Source organism: Nostoc sp. PCC 7107, assembly GCF_000316625.1.
Taxonomy (GTDB): Bacteria; Cyanobacteriota; Cyanobacteriia; order Cyanobacteriales; family Nostocaceae; genus Nostoc_B.
The window spans coordinates 3933458-3958126 of the sequence record NC_019676.1 but is presented as its reverse complement, the minus strand read 5'-3'; the positions used below and the strand labels follow the sequence as shown (position 1 = coordinate 3958126).

Below are 24669 nucleotides of genomic sequence, written 5' to 3'. Positions count from 1 at the left end.
GAGTGTGTGGTCAGAATTCAGTAGAGAAAATTATTTTCTGAATTCTCCATGCTGAATTCAGGTTTTTAAATAAGGCCAGCCACTAGGGCGTAGCGTTGCGGCCTTGTTAATTTTACTTTTTTAACCCTAAGACTGGCGACCACGCAAGAAAAAGTAAACTTGATTGAGGTAACTTTCCCAAACTTGGGTGGTAAGTTGGAGTGTTTCCGCACTGGGTACAAAGTCTTCCAGTCGCAAACCTCTTTCTCGGATTTGTTGAGGGTTTTGTAACAGGTAAGGCGGAATTTTGAGATCGAAAGAGTTGAAAGCAATTGCCTTTAGCCCTAGTTGACTATTTACATCGCTAGTTGTAGTTCCTGGTGCTAATGCTACAAGGACTTCCGAGCCAGTCGCCCCATCTGGCAAATAATTTCTGACTATTTCCTGATTTGCTACAGTGGGATTAACAACTGCGGCAATTGGTGTTCTTACCAGAAAATAAGCGATCGCTGGTGTACTAGACAACAGCAAAATTGTCAACGCCCAACCAATTAAATATCCTCCTGGTTTCTCTATCCCACCACCCTTAATTTTTTGGGCGGCAAAAATCATCATCAATACTGACGCTCCCAAAGGCTTGAGGGGAAATGATATCACCCTCCATAAAGATGCCACAGCTGGTTCGTTGGGGTTAACAAACGACAAAGCTAGGACAACCAAAATAATTACTAAGACTACTCGCCCAGCAAAAGTTCCTTGAGGATAGAACCTCTGGAACAACGAATATACGATAGTGCCAACAAGCAGCCACAACAGTACGCGGCTCAACAATATGAACATAGATTAACTCTCAAATTTTCTAGTGCAATCAGCCTAGGGTTTGGAGCAAGATGTGTATTTGACCGTCAAATTGTAATCGGACTTTTACTTGACTGCAAATATTACCAGCCTCACACCTAATGACTACCGTCGTAGTGATTTTAGAGCAATTTTTTGACACTGCGTCTATTATTTATAATTTTCCAGGTGAGTCAGAAAATTAGGGGTGTAAGGGTATGGAGGTGTGAGGTTCGGGCTTTAGGGGAAATATAACCTGTGTTGACTGGTTTTTGTCTGAGTTTCCGGCAAATTTTTTTCCCTGATACCCATACACCCCTACACCTCTACACCCATAATTAATTGAGTAATTTTCAACTCAGAGGGGAAAAACTATGTCGCCGGAAAAGCCCAGCATTTTAGTCACAGGGGGAGCAGGATATATTGGTTCCCATACTGTACTTGCTCTCCAGCAAGCAGGTTATGAGGTGGTAATACTTGATAACCTGGTTTACGGACATCGAGAATTGGTAGAACAGGTTTTAAAAGTCGAACTGGTAGTGGGGGATACAGGCGATCGCCCTTTATTAGATAATTTATTTAAAACTCGTAAGTTTGCGGCAGTGATGCACTTTTCTGCCTACGCTTACGTAGGTGAGTCGGTGACTGACCCAGCAAAATATTACCGCAATAATGTGGTCGGCACTTTGACTTTATTAGAAGCAATGCTGGCTGCATCAATTAACAAGTTCGTCTTTTCTTCCACCTGCGCCACCTACGGAGTCCCAGAAGTCGTCCCGATTCCCGAAAACCATCCCCAACACCCAATTAACCCCTATGGGGCTACTAAGCTGATGGTAGAGCGTATTCTTGCTGATTTTGATGTCGCATATAATTTCAAGTCAGTGCGATTTCGCTACTTTAATGCGGCGGGTGCGAATCCTGATGGTTTACTAGGCGAAGACCACAACCCCGAAACTCATTTAATTCCTTTGATATTGCTGACAGCTTTAGGTAAGCGGGAGTCTATCTCGATTTTTGGGACAGATTACCCCACGCCTGATGGTACTTGTATTCGTGATTATATTCATGTTAAAGATTTAGCAGATGCCCATGTTTTGGGACTGGAATATTTATTACAGGGTGGCGATAGCGAAATATTCAATTTAGGTAATGGGAGTGGTTTTTCTGTGAGAGAAGTGATTGCGGCGGCTGAAGAAGTCACAGGGTTAGCTATTCCCATTCAAGAATGCGATCGCCGTCCTGGTGATCCACCTGTTTTAATTGGTAGTAGTGAAAAAGCCAGAAATATCCTCGGCTGGCGATCGCAATATCCATCTATCCAAGATATTGTCAGTCATGCCTGGCAGTGGCATCAAAAGCGACACAGTTGAAGAAGGCAGGAGGAGGACTGCCCTGCTGGAAAAAGGGTTTTAAGCCTCCTAATTCTAAACGGGTTGAGAATTAGGAGGCGTTTGAATCCTCTCTTAATTTTTCCTTCTGCCTCCTGCCTTCCTCAATAACTAACTTCTTCTTGTCTTTTGCAAGACAACAAAGAAAATGCCGATGAGTGCCAAACCTGGAATTGCGATCGCCCAAACTGGTAAAGTTTTATTAGTTTCTTGATCTACATTACTGTTGACATTCTGCACTGATTGTGTAATTTGGGTATTGCCAGCCGCGACGGTGACTTCAAACTTGAGATTAAAAGGCTGGAAACTTGCGCCTTTTGCAGGTTTACCATTTAGCTGTAATTGATAAATTCCGGGTTTGGGAAAGGTAATTTCGGCTCCGGGAATACCTTGAAAGCGTTCAGCGGCTACTGGTTGTAAAGATGGTTCGAGTAGGGCTGGCTCGCTGGGGGTGTGAGGTTCGGCGTACACTGCTAACTGACAATTACATTGGGCGAGAGGAATGGTTTGTCCACCTTTACGGGTAAGGGCAAACCAAGCTTGTGTAGGTTCACCAGCGCGGGGATTATCATTAGGTTCGAGATGGAGAGTTGCGCCGACATCTGCGGCTACTTGCACTTTATGGGCTAAGACAGGATGAATATGAGTGATTGCGATCGCTAAACAAAACAGCAATAATACATTTAACTTTTTATTGACTTGCAAATAATTCATTCTCCTTCTGTTCCTCTGCTCTCCGGCTCCCTCGGTTCTAATGCTTTTACCCAACGCAATAGCAACACACCAAGAGTGGTAATTCCTAACAACAATGTTGCTAATTTATTCGCCCAAGTTGATTCTAAAGAACCCAGGTAATGGGAACCAATCAACACTGCATGAAAGGTACTTAAGAGTAAAGCCGGCACACTTAAAAGATGAATTTGTCGCCAAAGTTTACCCCAAGATTTTTGCAATGATTCCCAACTAGTTAAAGCAGCAGGGGTCATTAATATCAATGCTACAGCACCCGCAGCCATCCCCCAGCGAAATTCTGCGGGAAAAAACCAAAAAGCGGCAAAATTCCATTGCAGGGAATGTTCAATGTTATGGGTGGTGTGGACTACTGATAACACAAAAGCGCCCACGCCTAAAGCCCGACGGTAACGCATCGGTGCAGCCCAAATCTGACTAATTGGGCGGGCAATCAGCGCTAACATGAGACAAAATAAGGCAGCGTGTCCGGTGTAATCTACCATTGTGTCACCAGTCCGCAATAAGGTAATTGCACCAATGGCTAGTGTCACCCAACCGCCTAAACGAAATAATTGACTGCGCCTATCTTGACTGATTAACGAAGTCGAAACACCAACTCCTAGCATGGTGGGTAAAGTTCCTGAACCAAAAGCTAACATTGTGGCTGCACCCATCCAGAGGTTACTAGTTTCTGCGGCTTTAATTTGAGCAGCATACAAGAAACCACAAGGCATTAAACCCCAAGTCATCCCCAAAAATATCGGTGTCCACCATTTGGTTTGGTAAGAAAGTTTGATCATGCCTGTACTCAGGCGATCGTGTAAATTACTTTTTAATAAAGGGTGTAATACAGGAATATGAGGCAACCAATCTGGTTTAATTTGTCCCAAGCCAAACCAAATCAGCATAATGCCTGTAATCATCGCCATCAAGCGACGAAATTCACTACCAATACCGGCTAGTTGCCCACTTTCAAACAATACTGAACCTAAAGCTCCAATGCCAGCGCCAACTAGAGCGTAGCTTAACATTCTGCCGAGATTTAGCAAAAAGTGAAATTTTAATTGCTGTTGCCAAGTAGATGACTTTTCTGATAAAGATTTCTGTCTATCCTGCTGACTAGACAACGAAAACGCTACTGTCAGAGGGCCACACATCCCAAAGCAATGTCCAAAACTGCCTAGAAACCCCAGGATTGCTATCAGCAACAAATCTACCATATTCCTAGGAAGCACAAGGCAGGATTACGCATAAACAGCAGGGCAAACAAGAAAGTTGACTATAGTCACAAATAAATGAATGACACATAACTTTCCAACTATCGAACAATAGGTTAAATTTGTGCCTCTGTCAAAAGACAACCCGTCAAACTTTGGGTTTGCGCTACTCTAGTTCTGGAAGGAAAGGTTCAGTGTATGCAAAAACGGATTTGGCTGCTGCTGTTGGCGCTGGTGGTGGTAGTAATTGTTGGTAGTAAAAGTACTGCGTTCAATAGTTTTTTTTCACAGCGCCCTTTACCAGAAATAATTGAGCGAGTACCAACACAACAAGCTCAACCACAGCCCCCAGAACTGGAAACTAAGCCGCAAGTTTCTACGGAGAATTTACTAGCTCACATTCAAAAGTTAAATTTTCAGCGTTATACAACAGCAGAGCGATCGCGTACTCGTACATATATCACAACTGAATTAAAAAAATTCGGCTGGAAACCACAGCTAGAAAAATTTGCTGAGGGTGTGAATATCTTTGCGGAACGTTTAGGTACTGATAAAACAGCTGGTGCAATTCTTGTCGGCGCACATTACGATACGGTCGCTTCTTCTCCTGGGGCTGATGATAATGGTACTGGGGTGGCGGTGGTGCTAGAAGTTGCTAGATTACTCGGTTCCCAACCCACACCACGGACTTTACAGTTAGCTTTTTTTGACAAAGAAGAAGCAGGACTTTTAGGTAGCAAGGCTTTCGCCGCTAAAGCCAAACGCTTGGGGAATTTAAGTGGTGTGATTGTGATGGATATGGTTGGTTATGCTTGTTACACTCCTGGCTGTCAGCAATATCCACCGGGTCTACCTGTAACACCACCGAGTGATAAAGGTGACTTTTTAGCTGTGGTGGGTGATATAGAACATTTACCATTGCTGAGTGCTTTTCAAAAATCACAACCAGATAATTTACCAGCAGTTCTCACAGTACCTATCCCCTTGAAAGGCTTACTCACACCTGATACTCTGCGTAGTGATCATGCACCGTTTTGGTATCAAGGCGTAGGTGCAGTTCTGGTGACGGATACGGCTAATCTACGGACTCCCCATTATCATCAATCTAGTGATCAGCCGAGTACAATTGAGCGATCGTTTTTTGCAGGTGCAGCGCAGATTGTCGTTAATACTACCACTGCTTTATTACAGAAAAGTGATAGTTTAGCAACTCCAGCATCTTTTTGAAGGAAAATTTTTACTCACCCTACTTAATTTGTGGGTAAGTCAAGAACCAGTTTTGTTTATCGTTGAGTTGAAAATAGGAACCTTGGAAAATTAGCCGCAAAGCGAGGCGAGTTCTCAGATAATACCTAATTAAATGAGTTCCTGGTTCGGCAAAGACATCATCATAGTTTTTGCTATACCCAAAGGGTTTAGAACAGTAGTTACCCGCACCAGAAACGCTTAACACAAAAAATGGTGCTTCCTTGTATTCATCAGGAACCATAAAAATACCGTATACATGATGTTCGCCACGCCACGGCTGTACTACAACTTGAGAGGCGGGTATTTGCAGTTTTTGTTTGTTTGATTGCAAAAAAGCTTCTGAGTTGCATTGAGTGTCATGTACAGGCCACCATAGTGTAAAAATTAATATCGAAAGCAGCAGTATCAAAATGTAAATAATTTGGCGACGCATACTTAATACTAAAAACGGTTGGGAAGTTTACTTTTGAACGCAGAGGTTCGCTGAGGTAAACGCAAAGTTAAGGCAGTGCGATGAGCGACTGTCGACGCAGAGTCTGGCGTTGCCGAATTTTAGAGAATTGGGATGAACATGATATTTGTGTCTTTCCGTTTTTCCCTGCTTTAATTTTAAGAGTCGTCAAATGCCAAAATATCCGTTATATTCCCGTCAGGATTAATTAACGAATATTTTTATGGGAATAAGTAGGAAAGCTTTAAATTTATTGACAGGTTGCTTTTGTGTTGTTGTTTTTACTAAGTTTTTCAGTGTAACTACTGCTGTACAAGCTGCTGATACGGTTGTGTTACGTTATGGTTTGTTGGCGGAGTCTGTTTCTTTAGCGGAGTTACAAAAAGCGGCAGAAATTGGGGATTTTAAGGATGGGTTTGAGCTTTATGGACGAAAACTGTCTCTACAACAGCGGCGCTTTCTGTTAGAAACCCTGAAAATGCCTTTATCGTTGAATGTTGTCACAGTTAATCGGTTACTCAATACCCAAATTGGGACAACAATTCTTGATGATTTTTCCACGGCTGTTGTGCGTAAGGATAAAGCTGGTGTACAAGCCCTCAGAGCCGGATTAGTTATTGGTTCGACTGCACCTCAAGGTCTTTCGCTACTAAGCTTTATTGCAGCTTATCCTAGCCAAAATCTGGAAATTAATTTACCACGAATTTTCAAAATTGCTGGTAATTTTAATACGGCATTTTGGCGGACTCAACAATTTATGTTAGCGATCGCTCCCCAACTTAACCAACAATCACTACAAGTTTCTTTACCTTTTGACCCCAGTCAACCCGGTACGGCTGAAGTAAAAGTGCTGAAAGTTAATTGGAATGACTCACAGCGTAACCGCACCATTCCTGTTGATATATATTGGTCAACAGCTGCCACTGCTAATAAACCAGTTATTATTTATTCTCACGGTTTAGGTTCTGTGCGGACTGATTTACGCTATCTCGCCGAGCATTTAGCATCCCACGGTTATATATTTGTGGCTGTGGAACATCCTGGTAGTAACCAGACAAATGTTGATGCTGGTTTACAAGGGAAAGGTAAACTTCTCAAGGCGCAAGAATTTTTAGATCGTCCCAAAGATATTAGTTTTGTTTTAGATAAACTCGCCAAAACTAACCAAACTGCTAATGATCCTTTGGCGGGAAAATTGGCAACTGATAATGTCATGGTGATTGGTTATTCTTTTGGTGGTGGTACAGCGTTGGCGTTGGCTGGTGGTGAACTACAACTGGATAAGCTCAAACAACGCTGTAAACAAAATTTGGCTGTGTTGAGTTTGGGCGAAACTGCACAGTGTGTTGCTCAAGAACTACCAAACAACACCTATCAATTGCGGGATAATCGGATTAAGGAAGCGATCGCTCTTAATCCTACCAGTTCTTTGATGTTTGGTGACTCTGGTTTAACTAAGGTGCAAGTCCCAACGCTGATATTAGCCAGTTCCGCCGATAAAAGTACTCCGGCTTTGACTGAACAAGTTGTCGGATTTCACAAAATTCCTGCGCCTAAATGGCTGGTTGGTGTACTTGGGGGTACTCATCTCAGTGTCAAAGACCCCAGCACCACTTTAGATCAAGCAGGTCAACCCAACACACCTTTTAGTGGCGGCGAAGTTGTGGGAGAGCAAGCAGCAGATATTCGTAAGTTTGTCAAGTCAATAGTGTTGGCGATGGCTGCACAACTCACCCCAGAAGCTCAACAATATAGTGTGTTTTTAACACCTAATTATGCTTTTTCTGCTTCGACACCAGCATTTCCCTTCCGCATTGTCACAGAAATTCCTCCTGATGCTTTAAAAGTGGTGGAGGAATATGTAGAAAGGTAAAAGTGAAAAGGCAAAAGGCAAAAGTAAAGAATTGTTATTTTATCTCCGAGCCAGAGATTATTCTTTGGCTCGCATCCTAAGCATATCTTCATATATCTTGCACACATGCAAAACTTTGATTTTGCGTAATTTGTATAAATTTTTCTTATTACTGATATTTGGCTTTTTGTATCAATTTCTGTTGACTTGGCGTAACAATTCAGTTACACTTATTTACATAAGTTTATAAATTAAAAAATAAACCACAATCATAATCGCTAACGTAAAAGATATTGTGAGAGCTTGATATCTTTCATAGTTAGCGATGAACAACGGACTTCAGTATTGGTATCTCCCATCGACATTTGGACTTCTCCTAATCACCTCGGTTTGAAAAACGCCGAGGTTTTTTCTTTAAAGAGATCAAATAGCTTGATTTTTGACCATTGCTTCCAGACTTCAGCTTTTTGTACTAGTACAGATCGGTGTAAATCAACAGACTATCTGGAATTGCTAAAAGGCTTATGGTATTACTATTCTTTCTTTTGACTTTTGCCTTGTTTTACTAGTCTTCATCCAAAGGTGGAAAAGCTTCCTCAAATTTCCACAGTTCATCTTTATTGTCGAGAAACCAATTACGTGTAGCTGGAGTTAATTGGCTCCAAATAATAGCATCGGGAATATTCGGACAAGCATATTGATATTTTTGACCAAGTAGTTTGAGATTTGACTCTACTTCATCAGGAATACCAAATTCTTGCCAGTCAACTAATACGTGACTTCCCACAATTCCCGCAGTCGGATCAAAAATTAACTGTGCAGCTCTAATTAAATCAGCAAAATGTCGTGATTTGAGGTTAGACATCTGCTGAATTTGGAATAACTCGTTATTCTCTTGAGACATTTTCCCTGGAGTGATCAAAATTGACAACTTGTAGAACTTACTGCCAGAGATTTTGATTCCCATATTTCTAGTTTAACGCTTAGAGCAACTTTACGATATCTATGTGGATAAGATGGGAAATGCGATCGCTTCTGCTTGTAGTAATTTATATCAGAAGTTAACTCAGAAAATCTATGGAAAAAATTCATATTGATGTACAGCAGGGCAATATTGCAGGAGTCGCAGATAAAATAGCCAATGGTGTTGATATTGAATGTCTAGACGAGTATTTCCAACAAACACTATTAATGTGTGCAGTTAGTAGTCCCAATGCAGGCGTTGATATGATTCGCTTCCTCTTAGAACATGGCGCGAATGTCAATGCTGTTGAACCAGAATCTCAAAATACCGTACTTGGGTTGGCTGTGCAGTCAGGAAATCTAGATAAAATCCTACTGATTCTCGATGCTGGAGCAGATATTAACTATCAAAGTCCAGATGGATATGATGTCTTAATTCATGCTATGTATGGTCGAGATATTTTGCGAGATGAAAACTTAATCTCAATTTTGAATTTACTCATTTATAGAGGTGCTGCTGTCAATGGTATGAGTAGCTACGGTGAATCTGCAATCAAAGTAGCGGCTCATATTGGGAGATTTGATGCTGTCAAATTATTATTGAACGCAGGTGCTAACCCAGAGCAACTGGGATGGACAGAATTAATGCACGCTATAGTTTTTGGCAGCCTAGAGCAAGTAAAGTTCTTGCTAGAACAAGGAGCAGATCAAAATGTACGTGATTGTTGGCATCGAACTCCTTGGTTATTAAGTATTCAGGTGGGTGAATTACCTAAAGCCAAATTACTCCTAGCTGCGGGAGCAAATCACAACGATGTAGGAAACTGCGGAAAAACGCCATTAATGTATGCAATAGAAAACAATAGGCTAGAAGTCTTACAGTGGCTAATTACAGAGGGATTTGATATTGAAGCTACTGATGAATTTAGTAACACTGCATTAATCATCGCAGCAGAGCATGGTGCTACTGATTGCGTCAAAATTTTACTAGAAGCTGGTGCAAACCCCAGCAGAATAAATCATTGCAATGACAAAGCCATTAAGATAGCAACAAAGACAGAAATTGTCAGAATGTTAATTGCAGCTGGTGAAGATGTGAGCGATATTAACAATGATATGCGGCGATCGCTCACCGGAATTGACAACCACAAATTTTCATTATCACAAGTAACTCCAGAGCAATATTTTACTGGCAAACATCCGCGCTTTGGCAAAACCAATCCAGAATTGATGGAAATACCTTTTTGGCAGGCCATGATTTGTGAGGGTTGTTCTGCTTATGCAGCTAAAAATTTTTTTGATGATACAGAAAACTGCCAAGATAAAGTATGGTGTTATGACCGATTTGGCAGAACCATTACGCAATTACCAGATGGCAGAATTGTCGAAATTGCTGGTGAACATGAAGACTACTATGACCCTGATTTTTGTATATATAACGATGTTGTAGTTTATCAAGGTGATGGTAATTTTCAGATTTTTGGTTATCCCCAAGATGTATTTCTACCAACTGATTTTCATTCTGCCACATTAGTTGGAGAATACATATATATCATTGGCAGTTTAGGATATTTCGGTACAAGAATTTATCATGAAACTCCAGTTTATAGATTACATATCCACACATTTATCATAGAAAAAGTAGAAACAAGTGGGTATAAACCAGGATGGATCAGTGAACACAAAGCTTACTACCAAAAACCAGATAAAATACATATTACTGGCGGTAAATTATGTGTGATTAATGATGAAAAAATAGAAGATTATATAGATAACTCAGTTGATTACATCTTAGATTTAATTGACTTAACTTGGAGCCGCATTGCTGTTTAAATCTAAATCTATAGAAATCTGATTTGATTTCTGAAAAATTGCACTATGTGTAGGGTGTGTTACGGCTTACGCCTAACGCACCGAAAACCTTGAGGTAGATGCGTTACGCCATCGCTAACACATCCTACGTACTGAAATAACTTTAGAAGGGTTCTAAATATTCAGTTAGACAGTAAGAGGTTATTTATCAAGTAAAAATAAAAACTGTTGTAATAATTTAATTAATAAAATTTAGTTTTATAAATAACCCAACTCAAGATATAAATTTCCAGTAATAATTTACTCAGGTTCGACAAGAGCAAAATACTTACCTAAAAACACAGTCTTGAATCAAGAAGCTTTGTGGAGGTAGTCACTATGATGGGAGTTATGTGGTTCTTCGTTTTTTGCTTCATTTGGCTGATGGGCTTTTCTTTGTTAGCCGAAATTTGGTTTTATGAAGAAGAGCAGGAGTTATAGTTGTCTAATAAACTCTTAAGAACAAGATACCCGACTTCTCAAAGAAGTCGGGTATCTGAAATGCTGAATAATTTGCTCAGAAAAATCAACTACAAGTCACATTGATGAGTTTGGCAATATTTTGCACCATCAATTTCTCCTTGTAATTCATTTAATTTAACGATTTGAAAAGCTGAACCACCTTGAACTTCAGCTAAAATATAAGCATATTTTTGACCTCTATAATAATGGTCTCGACCAACTTTAGTAACACGGCGAGACTGGCTAAAGTCATTAGCAATATTAGCGTTATAAATACTTTGAATTAATTTCACCGCCTTGGCGTTTTTGCTGGTGAATTTAATACTGGAGTCTCCGCTGATTGTGATTCCTTCTTTGGTGACTATGCCATTCTCTGAAGGAACATCAGCATAGAAATATAAATTACCTTTATTACCAGAATAACCATGTGCTTCGCTACTATATGTCAGGCGTGGAAGCTTGGTTCTAGTTTTTGCCCACTTAATCACAGTATTAATATTTTGTCCAGGCAGTGCATTAGCAGGTGTAACAACGAAAGTAACCGCTAATGAGGATAAAGCAGCCAAGGCAATTAAGTTAAATTTATTACTATTTTTCATAGTATTTCCTGTGTAATAATGCTGGTTACTACAGCATAGCCCATGATTATTCCGGAGTCGCGTTACGGCAATTGTTTGGTTTGGGCTAGAAAAACTGAGAAATGATTAATTTTTCTTTACACAAATGAAAAAGAAGCGATCGCTCCCCTCACAAGACATATCCGTTATTACCCAGAGTCTGTCCTGATATCCGAAAAGCAAACATTTGTATATTTTTGCCGTAACTAAAGAAAATCCTAGTTCCGACTCCAGTAAAATATTTTTGTAAAGTTTTTAACTTTCAGATACAAAACTTAGATTTTGTCTAATGTCCATAGAAGTATTTATTCTTAGACTTGCGACAACAAGACTACAGAATCTACATACTTCTTAATAAATTACCAGGAAAAACGCAAAACGTTCTAATCTAAAAGCTGATTGGGTTAATTTTACTGGCAGTTTTGAAGGCGGTACTCTGAAGGCATAAACACATCAATGTATCAAGCCTCAAAGCGAACCAGACTTAACACATAAATGATTATGATGGGAGTTTTACAAATCCGATGAGTGTTAAGGCGAGTGGTGGAAGCTCAGTTGCGCGTCCGCAACTATATCAAACCCTAGCTGTAGCAACTATTTCTCAAGCGGAACAGCAAGACCGCTTTTTGGGAAATGGTGAATTAAATGAACTGGCAAGCTATTTTGCATCTGGTGCAAAACGGTTAGAAATTGCCCAGATTCTCACCGAAAATTCCGAGATTATCGTATCTCGTGCTGCTAACCGGATCTTTGTCGGTGGTTCGCCAATGGCTTTTTTAGAAAAGCCACAAGAACCTGAATTGGCGATGGTTGGTGCTGCTGTTGGTGCTGGTGGAGATGTCACAGAAGGCATGAAACTAGGAACCGTTACCTACGTTGAAAGTCGGGGTGGATTCCTAGAAAACTTGCGTTCTATCTTCAACACCTCCCCCAGCGGGCCAACACCTCCAGGTTTTAGACCAATTAACGTTTCTCGCTACGGCCCAAGCAACATGGCCAAGAGCTTACGGGACTTGTCCTGGTTCTTGCGCTATGCTACTTATGCGATCGTCGCTGGCGACCCCAACATCATTTCTGTGAACACAAGGGGTCTGCGAGAAATTATTGAAAATGCTTGTTCTGGTGAAGCAACTATCGTGGCTTTGCAAGAAATCAAGGCAGCATCCCTGTCTTACTTCCGCAAAGATGCTGAAGCTACAGACATTGTGGCACAGTACATGGATGTGTTGCTGACAGAATTCAAAGCACCCACACCTTCGACCAAACTACGTCAACGTCCTTCTAGCGACCAACAAGGTTTACAACTGCCGCAGATTTATTTTAATGCCGCAGAACGTCGTCCCAAATATGTGATGAAGCCTGGGTTGTCAGCCGGCGAAAAAAATGAGGTAGTCAAAGCAGCATATCGGCAAATATTTGAGCGCGATATCACCCGTGCTTACAGCTTGTCGATTTCTGATTTGGAATCCAAGGTGAAAAATGGCGACATCTCTATGAAAGAGTTTGTCCGCCGTTTGGCAAAATCTCCGCTTTACCAAAAACAGTTTTATCAGCCTTTTATTAACAGCCGCGTCATCGAACTAGCTTTCCGTCACATTTTGGGACGGGGGCCAAGTAGCCGTGAAGAAGTACAAAAATACTTCTCAATTATTTCTAACGGCGGTCTACCGAAATTAGTAGATGCCTTGGTAGATTCGGACGAATACTCCGATTACTTTGGTGAAGAGACAGTACCTTACATTCGCGGCTTGGGTCAAGAAGCCCAAGAATGTCGTAACTGGGGGCCGCAGCAAGACCTGTTTAATTACAGTGCGCCTTTCCGCAAAGTACCTCAGTTTATCACTACATTTGCGGCTTATGAACAGCCATTACCAGATCAACATCCTTACGGTTCTGGTAACGACCCATTAGAAATTCAGTTTGGGGCGATTTTCCCGAAAGAAACTCGCAACCCCAGCAGCCGTCCGGCTCCATTTGGTAAGGATACAAGACGGATCTTGATTCACCAAGGGCCTGGGATTAATAACCAACTGAGTAATCCCAAAGCACGGGGTGTAGCGCCTGGTACTCTGGGGCCAAAAGTATTCAAACTGGATCAACTTCCTGGCACGATTGGCAAGAAAGCAGCTAAAGGTGCAAGTGTTAGGTTCTCTGAAAGCTCGACCCAGGCAGTAATTAGAGCCATTTACTTGCAAGTAATTGGTCGTGATGTTTACGAAGGTCAACGTTTAAAAGTCCAAGAAATTAAGCTGGAAAACGGCGATATTTCTGTACGGGAATTTGTGCGGGCTTTGGCTAAGTCTGATTTATTCCGCAGCTTGTACTGGACACCGTTGTATGTTTGTAAAGCGATCGAATACATTCACCGTCGCTTATTAGGTCGTCCTACCTACGGTCGCCAAGAAAATAACAAATACTTCGATATTGCCTCCAAAAAAGGCTTTTATGCAGTAGTTGATGCCATTCTGGATACCGTAGAGTACAGCGAAGCATTTGGTGAAGATACAGTTCCTTACGAACGCTATCTGACTCCTGGTGGTGTATCGCAGCGACAACTACGTGTAGGTAGCATCCGCGAAGATGTGGTCGCCACGAAAGTTGAGAAGCAAGAAACACCACGCTTTGTGGAACTGGGTGCAGTTAGCCAAAATCGGACAGAACCCGATATTCAGTTCCGCGTGAATCAAGGTGTTACTAAGCAACGCGAACAAACTAAAGTCTTCAAGCTGGTAGCTAATACTGTTGACAAAGCTGCCGTCCAAACTTTGATTAGTGCTGCTTACCGCCAGATTTTTGAGCGCGATATTGCACCATACATCGCTAAAAATGAATTTACCGTCCTCGAAAGCAAGCTGAGTAACGGTGAAATCTCGGTCAAAGAATTTATTGAAGGTTTGGGTTATTCTAACCTGTACCGGAAGGAATTCTATACACCTTATCCCAACACCAAAGTAATTGAGTTGGGAACCAAGCACTTTTTAGGACGCGCACCTGTTGATCAAGCAGAAATCCGCAAGTATAACCAGATTTTGGCTACCCAAGGTCTGAAGGCGTTTATTGCTGCTTTGTTGAACAGTGCGGAGTATCGCCAAATATTTGGTGAAGATACAGTTCCTTATCGTCGCTACCCGACTTTACCTGCGGCGAACTTCCCCAATACCGAGAAGCTTTACAACCAACTCACCAAACAAAATGATGATGTAGTTGTACCCAGCTTTAAGCCAGTCAAAGCGCGGATGGATTCTGCCAATACCCCAATTTTGGCAAAAGCGATCGCCGATTTGGCAGCCCAATCTCGGCAAATGGATAAAACCAAGCCGTTATTTATTGAATTGGGTCGTTCCTTTAACGATGGTCGCGGCCAATCGGTAGAAGTTGGTGTGGGTACTAGCCGTCGTAAACCAGCGCGGATTTACCGCTTAACAGATGGTAGTAGCCAATCAGAAAGACAGCAGATCATTAATTCTGCTTACTGTCAGATATTGGATATATTTAGCGGTCAGGTTCCAGATTATTACCGCCGCAGCGCACTCGACAGCAAACTACGGAATGGAGAAATCTCAGTCCGGGAGTTTGTGCGCGAACTAGCAAGCTCAGAAATCTATCGCAAACGGTTCTATACGCCTTATCCCAACACCAAGGTAATTGAATACCTATTCCGTCACCTGTTGGGTCGCGCACCAGCCACTCAAGGCGAAATTAGGCAGTATAACAAGTTGCTGGCTGATAGTGGTCTCAGAGCCGCTGTAGAGGCAATTGTGGATAGCCCAGAGTATGCCCGCTACTTTGGTGAAGATGTGGTTCCTTACCCACGCTTCCCATCTCTACCCGCAGGTAACTACCTCGGTAGTGTCCAGGCGGCTGCTGACCTTGTGAAACAATCTTGGTCAAGTCTGTCTCCGGCTGTGTTAACCGGTCGTCCGAGCGATCGCTAATCCTTCGTCAATAGTCCAAGGTCAATAGTCAAGAGGCTCAACTTCTTGACCATTGACCATTTGTGATTTTAAATAGCCGATTTGAGATTGATAATCAATCCAAAATCCAAAATTTAAAATCTGAAATTTTGCTGGCATTTTACCTTTCGTAACACTCCTCTCAGATTGCTGATTTACGTGTAAATCTGAAAAGGAATATTACAAAGTATTAAGAGCAGTCATAAATGCTCAACAGAATGCCGGAGAATATTTTGCGGAAGGTAGCTGAGTTTTTACGTTGGTGTAGTTGAAATTTACACCAGCAAACTCGTAAAGTATTAGCTACAGCAGCTACTCAACTGTTGTATCTAAAAACAACGAGAAAACGTAGCTACATTCGACCAAAATTAAAACCGCACCAGTTTCATATCCTGGTTTCATTAGTACTGGAGGAATCCATTAATGAGTATCGTCACGAAGTCCATCGTGAATGCTGATGCAGAAGCTCGCTACCTCAGCCCTGGCGAACTAGATCGGATCAAGAGCTTTGTTTCTGGTGGCGCACAACGCCTCCGCATCGCTCAAGTTTTGACCGACAACCGTGAGCGTCTAGTTAAGCAAGCTGGCGACCAATTGTTCCAAAAACGCCCTGACGTTGTATCCCCCGGTGGCAACGCTTACGGTCAAGAATTGACAGCTACCTGCTTACGCGACCTAGACTACTACCTCCGTTTGATCACCTATGGAATCGTTGCTGGTGACGTTACACCCATCGAAGAAATCGGTATCATCGGTGTGCGGGAAATGTACAAGTCTCTAGGCACTCCTATTGATGCTGTTTCCTCCGGCGTTGCTGCACTGAAAAATGCTGCTTCCACCCTTTTGTCCGCTGAAGACTCTGCTGAAGCTGGCGCTTACTTTGACTACGTAGTAGGTTCATTGGCGTAGGGTAAAGCTTTTTCCCTGCTGACACAAACTGTTGCAATACGGTTGAAAATAAGGAATTAACAAAATGGCTCAAGACGCAATTACCGCTGTCATTAACTCCGCAGACGTTCAAGGTAAATACCTCGACACAGCTGCTTTAGAAAAACTCAAAGCTTACTTCTCTACAGGTGAACTGCGCGTTCGTGCAGCTACCACCATCAGCGCTAACGCAGCTGCGATCGTTAAAGAAGCTGTTGCTAAGTCTTTGTTGTACTCTGATATCACCCGTCCCGGTGGTAACATGTACACCACCCGTCGTTACGCTGCTTGTATCCGTGACTTGGATTACTACCTCCGCTATGCTACCTACGCTATGCTGGCTGGCGATCCTTCCATCCTGGATGAGCGTGTATTGAACGGTTTGAAAGAAACCTACAACTCCTTGGGTGTACCCGTAGGCGCTACAGTACAAGCTATCCAAGCAATCAAAGAAGTAACCGCCAGCTTAGTCGGCCCCGACGCTGGTAAAGAAATGGGCGTTTACTTAGACTACATCTCCTCTGGCTTGAGCTAAGAGCTAGTCGCATCTGAGTAATTAGGTGCAGCTTTATTAAGGTCTGGAAATCAACTGTGAGTGCTAGAACGTCTTGTCGCTTATCTTAATTGTATAAATCATGGTGAGTGTTAGTGGTCTAGTATTGATGTTTGATTTCCAGCCTTGGAGAGATTAATTAAAGATTTGTCTAAAAAATATACTCCCGCTTCATTTTGAGATAAAAAAAGTTTTCACACTCACCACAGGAGATTCATCACATGGCGCGGTTGTTTAAAATTACTGCTTGCGTTCCAAGCCAAACCCGTATTCGTACTCAACGCGAACTACAAAATACCTATTTCACCAAATTGGTTCCCTACGAAAATTGGTTCCGCGAACAGCAACGGATTCAAAAAATGGGTGGCAAAATCGTTAAAGTGGAACTGGCAACTGGCAAGCAAGGTACCAACGCTGGGCTGTCCTAATTCATCTATACAAAGAGAACTTTATTGTAGGGAGTTCCCAAGAGGTCAAAAGAGACCTCTTTTTTGTTAATAGTCAATAGTCAACATTTAATTTATTTGTCATTAACTAGTACCAGGATTACAACCAATTACCAATTAATACATAAGCAGACCAAAAACTAGGCGCTCTGTAATTGGGGTGTTGCAAGATTTTTAGTTGAGCAAGACGGAGAGCTTGAGCTTTGCTGATGTTTCCTTTTTTTAGCTCTTGATAAAATTCACCAACAAATAAAGCTGTAGATTCATCATCAATTTGCCACAGAGAAGCCAAAGTACTACGCGCACCGGCTCTGATGGCTGTCCCTGCGAGTCCTAACGCGGCGCGTTTGTCTCCGGTTGCGGTTTGACAAGCACTCAAGACTAAAAGTTCTACTGCTTGTGCTTGAGTTTCATCTCGACTGCGGAGTAAGCTATCAAATTGCTTAACATTAATAGGCCCATCGGCAGCTAAAATGAAAGTTTCCTCAGCACGGGAACTAAACTGGCCGTGAGTGGCTAAATGTACCACATTAAAAGGAAATGAGTTGACTTGTTTTTCTAGGGCTGTGCTGGTGAATTGCTGATCTAACAGATTAGTTGTAGCAACTCCAGCGTTGGAAATAGACTTAACTTCTAACTTAATTGCAGGTAATGGTGCAAAGTTAGGAAAGTCTGGTGGAGGCTGCGTTAACCCAGCAATTAAAGCTTTGAGTTGCTGTTGTACTAAAGGCTGAGGATTTTGCAGTTGTAAACCAACACTTAAGGCGATCGCATATTTCTCAATTAAGAATTTTTGACCATCGTAGAGAGATGCTATTGGGATGTTACGCAATACACCATCCAGCACAAATACAAGAGTATCAACTTTTGTGGCTGATAACTTCGATTCAATAGGTTTAAGCAGCCAGTTGTAAACAGCTTGTGATTGAATTTTGACGGCGTTGGTAGCAGTCGGATTCACCAAGACTTTTCTGAGTTTGCTAACAACAGTTTCTACTTCTTCTTGGGTAATATTTGTGCTGTAAAGTTGTAGAGGTTGTTTAGGTAGCTTGACAATTACTTGAAGTTGTGTAGGGAGAATGATCGGATAAAAAATAGCAGCAGTTGAAAAAATAGCAGTATTGGGATTTTCCTGATCAGCCACTTGATCCAGGATGACGTTTTTACCTTCTAAACAAGCTTCTTGGAAGAAGTTATCTAATTCTGCCAATTGCAAAGCTTCGATTCGTTGACGTGCTTGATCTAAAATTTTCGTATTTGGTTGTTCTGCTTGAGATTGCAACAGTAACTCTACTGATTGGCGATAAATGGGTTCAACGCTATCTCGAAAATTAAATTGTACGTCTTGATTAATGGTTGCTAAATCTCTACGCAGAGACTTAAGAGTTTCCACCGCTGCATCATAAGCCGCGATCGCACCGGGAAAATATTTTTGTTGCCAAAGTAATCTGCCTAATTGCCACTGCAAGCGATAGGCAATATCTGGTGTAATAGTAGCCTGTGCTAAAATTAACCCCTGCTGCGTCAGATTTGTAGCCTCTGACCACTGTTTAGTTTGTTCGTACAAGTTACCCAAACTCAAAAGTGCATTGGCTTCGGCACGGCGATCGCCTAAACTGTGAGCTTCTTTGACTGTATTAGCCAAAATTTGAGCAATTTTTCGCAGATTTGGCAGTTGCGAATCAGGAGCAGAGTTTTTTTGTCGATTTGCCATTTCCAGTTTTATCAAGCTTTGGGCGTAATTAATCTGGGAGTAAATAGCAGTGCGACTGGGGGAAAGTTGGTTAAGTTGAGATTGAATAATCGGTAATAAAGACTCGGCCTCGGTTAATTGTTGACCTTCAATTAACAGACTCAGGTAATTAAGCTGTGCTGAGATTTTTGCTAAAGGTGAAGAAGATAGTTTGATAGCTTGTTGATAATATGCGATTGCTGCTGGTGTTTGCTGTTGTTTGCGTGCATTATTGCCCAAACTAAACAAACTAGCTGCCATATCATGATCAGATTCTAAACTTTGCGCGATCGCTAAACTTTGTTTTAAAATTTCTTGAGATTTTGGCAAACTTCCCGATATTAACAACGCATTCCCTAGCGATCGCAACCCGACTGCTTTTTCAAGAGAATCTGGTTGTGATTGCAATTGTTGATTGACTACCTCTAGTATTTGGATGGCGCGACGGTAAAAACCTTGAGTCCGCCAAGCTTGTGCTTGATTGATTTGCGATCGCACCAAACCACTATAATTATGGGTTTGCTGATAAATTTTCTCAGTTTGCTGCCAACTAACTAAAGCTGTCTCTGCCTTTCCTATCGCCAGTTGTAGACGACCTTGAATTTCTAGTGATTGGGCTAATATTTGTGAATTTTGGCGGTCTTCCAGCAATTTCAAGCTTTCATTAATTGCTTGCTGTGCCTTTGTAAGTTCGCCTAATTGCTGGTAAGCCAAGGATAAATTGCTGAGGGTAGTAGCTAGTTTAAGTTTATCTCCTGTCTGTCTATATGCTTGTGCTGCTTGTTGTAATACTTGCACTGCTTCACTAAAACGCCCAGCATCATAGAAAATTTTGCCTTGTTCTAAAGGTGGATCAGTAATGGTGGCATTCGTCAATAAAGGAGCAGTGTAGATATTATGAGGTAACACTGCCAACACAGGCGAACCTAGTACACATAACAGACTGACCACAAAATACAACAATAAACTTAAAAGCCTAATTATTTTGCGATAATTTAGCCAAAAATCCCTCTTTTTGGTTTTGATGGGCATGGCAACAAGGAGATGATTAAATAAAAAAGTATAAAGGATGAGGATTGAAAGTTAAAGACTGAAAACAATTTATTTCATACTTCATCCTAGCCTGCGGCAAGACGCTCAAGCGTCTACACACTTCAGATTTCAAAGATGATTACACCGATGCGTATATTTGTTTTAATTTTTAATGCTCACACAGAAAACGAAGGGATTCACACGGTTAGAGTTGGCGATCGCAATAAAATTCTCATGTTTGAATCAGAAGACGATGCTCTCCGCTTTGCCCTGATGTTAGAAGCGCAGGATTTCGCCACACCTACAGTCGAAGCGATCGATGCGGAAGAAATTAAGGAATTTTGCGACAGTGCCGGTTATGATTGGGAAATTGTACCGAAAAATAGTGATTTAATTCTTCCCCCAGAACTGAACGTAGAAGAAACTGACTGGCAAATAGATACCGACAACGATGACAGTACCTTCGACTCTGAACAAGTCCCACGAGCAGCGGAAACAGAATTTTCTGACTCGGAACTCGAAAATATTCGCCGCAAACTAGAAGGATTGTTGTAATTAGTCAATCAATTTTGGATTTTGGATTGATTCCACACTTTAGGGTGGAGCTTGATAGCGCAGCGTTAGCGAGTCGTCGAGCGTCGGATTTTAGATTGGCGTTAGGGAAGCGTACGCAGTGCAGTGAGTATTTTGAATTAATTCCGCCCTGAAGAGGTGGGGCTTGTACCGAAAATTCCCCATCCAAAATCTCAAATTTTTCGGTCATTGGTTATTAGTCATTAGTCATTGGTAACTCTTGAGGTGGGTGTAAGGGTATAAGGGGGTAGGGGTGTAAGTTAAAGAAGCAACGCGTGAAATCAAGACATAGATTATTAGGGTTTTATTTACACTCATCCACCTTTGTTTTTTGACAAATGACTAATGACAGAGGACAAATAACAAATGACACAGGAAGCAGAAACAATGGCAGATTTACAGGAACGCGGGCATCTTCTGACTGAGCAGGTAAATCCTCTTAGTCTCAACTTAGATCAACTTAGTGCTTTAGAATTAGTAGAACTGTTTAATAGCGAAGACCAAAAAGCCGTAGCAGCAGTAGCCGCAGCGAAAATTGAATTAGCTCAAGCCATTGAACGAACAGCAGAGCGTTTGCACCAAGGCGGACGCTTATTTTATGTAGGTGCAGGTACAAGCGGTAGGTTAGGGGTGTTAGATGCGGCTGAATGTCCCCCTACTTTTTGTACACCTCCAGAACTAGTACAGGGAATCATTGCTGGTGGTGCTGGCGCACTGGTACGTAGTTCTGAGGATTTAGAAGACCGCGCCCAAGATGGAGAAGCTGCGATCGCTCAAAGACAAATTACTCAATTAGATGTGGTGGTTGGGATTACGGCTGGTGGGACAACTCCTTTTGTGCATGGAGCGTTGAGCGCTGCTCGTCAACGGGGAGCCGTAACTATATTTATTGCCTGTGTACCAAAAGCACAAGTTAGTATCGATGTTGATATTGATATTCGTCTGTTAACTGGGCCAGAGGTATTAGCTGGTTCAACTCGCTTAAAAGCTGGTACAGTTACAAAGCTGACTTTAAATATTTTGTCCACTGGGGTGATGGTAAAGCTAGGCAAAGTTTACGGCAATCGGATGGTGGATGTAGCAGTCACAAATCAAAAACTCCGCGATCGCGCTTTGCGAATTCTGCAAGACCTTACTGGTTTAAGTCGGGAAACTGCAAGTGTACTGCTTGAACGTAGCGGTAAATGGGTGAAGCTGGCTTTATTAATGCACTGGACTGGTTTAGAAAAAGCAGCAGGCGATCGGCTTTTATCAGAACACCAAGGTAATCTCAGAGCCGCTGTAGCCACCTACAACAACACACAAGCCTAAGAATTGCATAGATAAATTCTGATATCAATTCCCAACATCTGGCTGCTACTAATTTTTGGTGGCAAGCCTTTTTTTCGTTTTGCGACTGGAACACTGTGATCAATCTTCTTACTGGTAAGCAATTTTCAGGCGATCGCTTAACAGTAATAAAACAAAATTAAAAGGGAATAAATTAACAAATTTACGCTTACAAATCTTAGTAAATAATAAAAAATTAGATTACAAATTTATCAATGTTGTTTTACTAGACAAAAAAATTTATATTCCCATACATAACATTCTTAAATCCTTCTTTTGTGTTTCCTATTCCCTACCTCAACAAGTAGTTTCACAACTCATTTAGGATAGCTATATCAAATCTACCCTCCTGGAAATCCTATTGTTTCCCAAACCTGCACGAAGAGAGATAGGTATTTTTATACGGCAAAATAAAAATGCTTATTTAAAATACTACAATTTATTTTTCCTAGAATATACCCAAAAAAATCAAGCTTGATATGATTGGTGTTACAAGTTACATAGAAATTGAAAATAATAGATTAAGTATGCAAAACACTGCTATACAGTGCTTTGACAATTAAATAAAATTAAGTATTTTCTGATTAAATTTAAATATTACGTAGAATTACGAGTTTCTTATGATACGTAACATCTCCTTTTCTTAACAATAGTTACGAGTTTTTTCTAGTACCAATCACGCAAATATTAAGTTAACCTAAATCACATTATGATCTCAGCCCTATTTACGCAATTTCTCGGATATCGAGAAATTGAAAGAGTTTAGTGTTCCCTAATCAGTTCAGGATGTTTCATGAATAAACGTAATTCTTTTTTGTGTTCTTTAGTCGCCTCTGCTGCATTTTTGGCACAACCATTATCTAGTGCATTAGCAATTACTCCTATTAACATCACAGTTAAATCAGGAGCAAAGCAAGCATTCCAAGGATTAGGATTTAGCTCAACTATTGCTGGCAGTAATGGATATGGAAAGCTAACACAATCACAAAAAAATACACTGCAAAAACTGCTGTGCAATGATGCCAAATTCAAGATTGTCAGGCTATGGTTCGACGGAAATAAATATGCACCTCAACCCGGTGTAGAAAACATGCCTGTGTTCGTAAATCCTTACGTAAAATCAGGATTTATTGCTGATGCCTTAGCAAATGGATGTACTACACTGCTGTTAGCCCCTGGTGCTTTACCATCCTATATGAAGTCTGAAGATAGTATCTACATTAAAGATACTGAAATATTCAATTATGCTGCTCTTTTAGCCAACTTCATATCTCGAATGAAGCAGGAATATGGAGTTAAACTTCATGCTACAGGCATATTAAACGAGCCTAATGATAATTCAATCAGATTCAAAGATTCTCAATGGCCTGTAATAGTTAAGGCTCTGCGCCAAGAGTTAGATAATCGTAATTTACAAGATGTCAAAATAATTACACCTGAGTTGGCTAATGCTGATAGTATCGCTGTCCGCATTATCAAAGCCATCAAAAATGACTCCGAAGCCTGGAAAGCACTGGCGGCAATTTCTACCCATTCCTACAATATGGCCGCCGCATCTTGGATAGTCTCACAAATCGAAGGAACAGATAAAGAATATTGGATGACAGAAGCTGGTACCAATGGCCCAGAAGAACCCGGGAATGCTCTTATAGCCGCTTCTGCGGCTTCCCGCTTTCTCAATGATATGAATAATCGGGTTACTCACTGGATTTGGTTTATTGGACATGCACCATCACATACCGAAGATAACTCTACACGAATAATTCCTTACACTATCAGCCCATTTCAATATCAGTTGTTCCAAAAATATCATTACTTCAAGCAACTAACTCGAACCTTTGATGTCGGAGCCGTATTCCGCAAAAGCTATAGCTCACTAGAGAATGAGATGAGATGGTCTTCAGGTAAAAAACCGCGAATTACTGTAGCTAGTGCAAAAAACCCTAACGGTTCTTGGGGAATAGGAATAAGTAATTACACTTCTGACAAATTTTTCTTTGCTCTACCTGCTGGTTTCGGTTATCCAGAAGGTACATTGGTCAGTGACGCACAATCTGGTCGTCAAGCAGAAACTTTTGCTGTCACGGTGTTTGTAGAAGAACTAGCTCAAACTGGAGACATCAAGATGAAAATGTATCGTTCTAACAGCAATGTGAATAACGTCTACATTGGCACTGCTTTGATGCGTAAAGGAACAGTTACTATTCCTAAAGTAGAAAGTTTGGATCTCATTACTCTTCGCAGTCAGTAATTGAAACGATAGCCTTTGTAAATTCCCCAAACTAAGTTAGTCAATCATCAACAAAGGTCTGATGAATGAAATGACATTTAAATCATCAACGCTTTAGCTAGATTTACTCTAGCTATTTTTTTTCTAAAATTTAGTTAAATCAACAAAACTATCACAGGATTTACGCAAAATATCTCTGAAATTTCTATTTCTCAGTGAACTCTGTGCCTCTGTGGTTCGATATTCCGTGACTTGTGCGTAAGTTCCATATCAAATACTTTCATGGACAAAACA

Annotated in this window: 18 protein-coding genes; 11 read left to right on the top strand and 7 right to left on the bottom strand. The window is 41.3% G+C overall.

Annotated features, from left to right (window positions below):
* Positions 1-126: 126 nt before the first annotated feature.
* Positions 127-819: a hypothetical protein gene (locus NOS7107_RS17110; protein ID WP_015114213.1), complete on the bottom strand. Its 693-nt coding sequence runs from the start codon at positions 817-819 to the stop codon at positions 127-129.
* A gap of 371 nt (positions 820-1190) precedes the next feature.
* Between NOS7107_RS17110 and galE the strand changes: the two genes are divergently transcribed.
* A complete protein-coding gene (galE, locus tag NOS7107_RS17105) occupies positions 1191-2189 on the top strand; it encodes a UDP-glucose 4-epimerase GalE (RefSeq protein ID WP_015114212.1) in 999 nt (332 codons plus the stop codon).
* Positions 2190-2318: 129 nt separating this feature from the next.
* On the opposite strand, the gene NOS7107_RS17100 is transcribed toward galE, so the two are convergent.
* A complete protein-coding gene (locus tag NOS7107_RS17100) occupies positions 2319-2921 on the bottom strand; it encodes a hypothetical protein (RefSeq protein ID WP_015114211.1) in 603 nt (200 codons plus the stop codon).
* On the bottom strand, positions 2918-4159 hold the full coding sequence (locus NOS7107_RS17095; protein ID WP_015114210.1) for a sulfite exporter TauE/SafE family protein: 1242 nt from the start codon (positions 4157-4159) through the stop codon (positions 2918-2920). The genes NOS7107_RS17100 and NOS7107_RS17095 overlap by 4 nt, the downstream gene beginning before the upstream one ends.
* Before the next feature lie 195 nt (positions 4160-4354).
* On the opposite strand from NOS7107_RS17095, the gene NOS7107_RS17090 reads away from it, so the two are divergent.
* A complete protein-coding gene (locus tag NOS7107_RS17090) occupies positions 4355-5383 on the top strand; it encodes a M20/M25/M40 family metallo-hydrolase (protein WP_015114209.1) in 1029 nt (342 codons plus the stop codon).
* Positions 5384-5402: 19 nt separating this feature from the next.
* On the opposite strand, the gene NOS7107_RS17085 is transcribed toward NOS7107_RS17090, so the two are convergent.
* On the bottom strand, positions 5403-5735 hold the full coding sequence (locus NOS7107_RS17085) for a hypothetical protein (protein WP_367579362.1): 333 nt from the start codon (positions 5733-5735) through the stop codon (positions 5403-5405).
* A 343-nt stretch (positions 5736-6078) separates the two neighbouring features.
* Here NOS7107_RS17085 and NOS7107_RS17080 point away from each other — a divergent pair, with 343 nt between their 5' ends.
* Positions 6079-7728, top strand: coding sequence for an alpha/beta hydrolase (locus NOS7107_RS17080; RefSeq protein ID WP_015114207.1), 1650 nt, complete (start codon positions 6079-6081; stop codon positions 7726-7728).
* 544 nt (positions 7729-8272) lie between these two features.
* On the opposite strand, the gene NOS7107_RS17075 is transcribed toward NOS7107_RS17080, so the two are convergent.
* The gene (locus NOS7107_RS17075) at positions 8273-8611 is read right to left on the bottom strand and encodes a hypothetical protein (protein WP_044500904.1); all 339 of its coding nucleotides are present in this window, start codon (positions 8609-8611) and stop codon (positions 8273-8275) included.
* Between the two features lie 173 nt (positions 8612-8784).
* On the opposite strand from NOS7107_RS17075, the gene NOS7107_RS17070 reads away from it, so the two are divergent.
* The gene (locus tag NOS7107_RS17070) at positions 8785-10503 is read left to right on the top strand and encodes an ankyrin repeat domain-containing protein (RefSeq protein ID WP_015114205.1); all 1719 of its coding nucleotides are present in this window, start codon (positions 8785-8787) and stop codon (positions 10501-10503) included.
* A gap of 548 nt (positions 10504-11051) precedes the next feature.
* On the opposite strand, the gene NOS7107_RS17065 is transcribed toward NOS7107_RS17070, so the two are convergent.
* The gene (locus NOS7107_RS17065) at positions 11052-11582 is read right to left on the bottom strand and encodes a hypothetical protein (RefSeq protein WP_015114204.1); all 531 of its coding nucleotides are present in this window, start codon (positions 11580-11582) and stop codon (positions 11052-11054) included.
* A 542-nt stretch (positions 11583-12124) separates the two neighbouring features.
* Here NOS7107_RS17065 and NOS7107_RS17060 point away from each other — a divergent pair.
* The 4 genes from NOS7107_RS17060 (at position 12125) to NOS7107_RS17045 (ending at position 17461) form a co-directional block, all read left to right on the top strand.
* Entirely contained in the window at positions 12125-15535 is a 3411-nt protein-coding gene (locus tag NOS7107_RS17060; RefSeq protein WP_015114203.1) for a phycobilisome rod-core linker polypeptide, read from the top strand.
* Positions 15536-15976: 441 nt separating this feature from the next.
* Positions 15977-16462, top strand: coding sequence for an allophycocyanin subunit alpha (gene apcA / locus NOS7107_RS17055; protein ID WP_015114202.1), 486 nt, complete (start codon positions 15977-15979; stop codon positions 16460-16462).
* Between the two features lie 64 nt (positions 16463-16526).
* Positions 16527-17015: an allophycocyanin subunit beta gene (gene apcB, locus NOS7107_RS17050; RefSeq protein WP_015114201.1), complete on the top strand. Its 489-nt coding sequence runs from the start codon at positions 16527-16529 to the stop codon at positions 17013-17015.
* Between the two features lie 239 nt (positions 17016-17254).
* Complete coding sequence (locus NOS7107_RS17045; protein WP_015114200.1) at positions 17255-17461, top strand: phycobilisome linker polypeptide; 207 nt, start codon at positions 17255-17257, stop codon at positions 17459-17461.
* A gap of 118 nt (positions 17462-17579) precedes the next feature.
* On the opposite strand, the gene NOS7107_RS17040 is transcribed toward NOS7107_RS17045, so the two are convergent.
* Positions 17580-20243, bottom strand: coding sequence for a CHAT domain-containing protein (locus NOS7107_RS17040; RefSeq protein WP_015114199.1), 2664 nt, complete (start codon positions 20241-20243; stop codon positions 17580-17582).
* 135 nt (positions 20244-20378) lie between these two features.
* Between NOS7107_RS17040 and NOS7107_RS17035 the strand changes: the two genes are divergently transcribed.
* From NOS7107_RS17035 to NOS7107_RS17025, 3 genes are all read left to right on the top strand, one after another.
* A complete protein-coding gene (locus NOS7107_RS17035; RefSeq protein WP_015114198.1) occupies positions 20379-20798 on the top strand; it encodes a DUF3110 domain-containing protein in 420 nt (139 codons plus the stop codon).
* A 405-nt stretch (positions 20799-21203) separates the two neighbouring features.
* Positions 21204-22127: an N-acetylmuramic acid 6-phosphate etherase gene (murQ, locus tag NOS7107_RS17030; RefSeq protein WP_044500900.1), complete on the top strand. Its 924-nt coding sequence runs from the start codon at positions 21204-21206 to the stop codon at positions 22125-22127.
* An 811-nt stretch (positions 22128-22938) separates the two neighbouring features.
* On the top strand, positions 22939-24396 hold the full coding sequence (locus tag NOS7107_RS17025) for a hypothetical protein (RefSeq protein WP_015114196.1): 1458 nt from the start codon (positions 22939-22941) through the stop codon (positions 24394-24396).
* Positions 24397-24669 lie beyond the last annotated feature (273 nt).